At 51.6% G+C, this 1735-nt stretch carries 1 protein-coding gene; it reads left to right on the top strand.

The annotated features are described in order from the left end of the window. Positions 1-349: 349 nt before the first annotated feature. On the top strand, positions 350-1465 hold the full coding sequence (locus GEI7105_RS36175) for an RRXRR domain-containing protein (protein ID WP_017661707.1): 1116 nt from the start codon (positions 350-352) through the stop codon (positions 1463-1465). Positions 1466-1735 lie beyond the last annotated feature (270 nt).

Below are 1735 nucleotides of genomic sequence, written 5' to 3' on the forward strand. Positions count from 1 at the left end.
ATCTTTGGGGCGACCCAAGGAATCTCCCTGCATACCCGGAACGGGTTGCTGGGAGAGGATGTCAATAAAATAATGCTGGCAATTCCCAACACTGTCGGTTAACAACCCGCCGTCAAGCCTGTTGGCTATGACGGGGGCTTGAAAAAGCCCACAAGTTGACCAGCCTAAGTCTTCCGAAGACTACGTTACGTCCGAGAGTTTAAGTTCCTACCGACGAGTACGTTGCCAGCTTGTCGCTCTAGAACTGAAAAGTTAAACAGCTTTAAACGGGTTAAGGCAGTGCTTTTCAGAGAGTACCGAGACGTAACCTTGGCGAGGCAAACGTTACCCCTTTTGGGAGTTGTGTATTATGCACGTTTTCGTTCTAGACAAAGACAAAAACCCCCTAGCACCATGCCATCCAGCCAAGGCGCGGCGGCTCCTGAAATCCGGTCGAGCTTCGGTATTTCGTCGCTATCCATTTACCCTTATCTTGCACGAGATTGAAGCCAAAGATTGTGTCGTTCCCGAAACTCAACTCAAAGCTTCGGCTCCGCTCGCTTCGACTTCACTCAGCGATGAGTCCGAGCGGAGTGGAGGACTCAAAATCGATCCCGGCTCGCAAACAACTGGGTTGGCTATCCTGTCCGAAAACCGAATCATTTGGGCGTCCGAACTCAGCTATCGCGGACAGCAAATTAAGAACGACTTAGAGAAGCGTCGTAAAGCGCGACGCTCCCGACGCCATCGAAAAACTCGTTACCGAAAGCCTCGCTGTCTTAACCGTACTCGTCCGAAGGGTTGGCTTCCACCGTCTCTCAACGCTTCGGCTCCGCTCGCTTCGACTTCGCTCGCTTCGACTTCGCTCGCTTCGACTTCGCTCGCTTCGACTTCGCTCGCTTCGACTTCGCTCGCTTCGACTTCGCTCGCTTCGACTTCGCTCGCTTCGACTTCGCTCAGCGTTGAGTCCGAGCGGAGTCGAGGACTCAACCATCGGGTCGAAACTACGATGACCTGGGTGAACCGTTTGCGAAAACTTTTGAAAGAAACTGGATTGCCCGTTGAAGTGGGAACGGGCGGACAGACTAAGTTTAATCGGACTCGATTGGGTTTGCCGAAAACTCACGGGTTCGATGCGGCTTGCGTCGGGAAATCGACTCCCGATCGATTAGATGTCGCGATCGAGAAACCTTTGCTCGTTGCAGCCAAAGGTCACGGGGTTCGACAACGATGTCGTCCCGATAAATACGGTTTTCCGAGAACTCACGCTCCGAAAGCCAAATCCTTTCAAGGTTTCCAAACGGGCGATATAGTCAAGGCGACAATTCCTCAAGGAAAATTCGCCGGAAATTACACAGGACGGATTGCTATTCGGTTTCGCCCTTCCTTTCGACTGAACGCTGGGGTTAAACCTTTCGACGTTCATCCGAAATATCTAACAACTGTTCATCAATCAGACGGCTATGAATACAGATTCTCGAAATAAGGATGCCCTGTCGGGCAGTTCGTTTGTTGGCGGGAATTCCCCTCCCGCTAATCCTGTCGGATATAACGGGAGTCCCCTTCCCGCATTTTAGATGGAAATTTATAGCAGTCGCCAACAGAATCTTTCTCCTCAAGAAGAACGCGACCTTTCCGCACTTGCCGAACAAGCCAAACGCGCTCTTGAGGACGGTGTCGTCTCGCGAGAAGAACGAGATGCACTCATTGCGGCAATTTATGCCGATGGAAAAGTTTCGGTAGAGGAATGTGCCAT

Source organism: Baaleninema simplex PCC 7105, assembly GCF_000332355.1.
Taxonomy (GTDB): domain Bacteria; phylum Cyanobacteriota; class Cyanobacteriia; order Cyanobacteriales; family Geitlerinemataceae; genus Baaleninema; species Baaleninema simplex.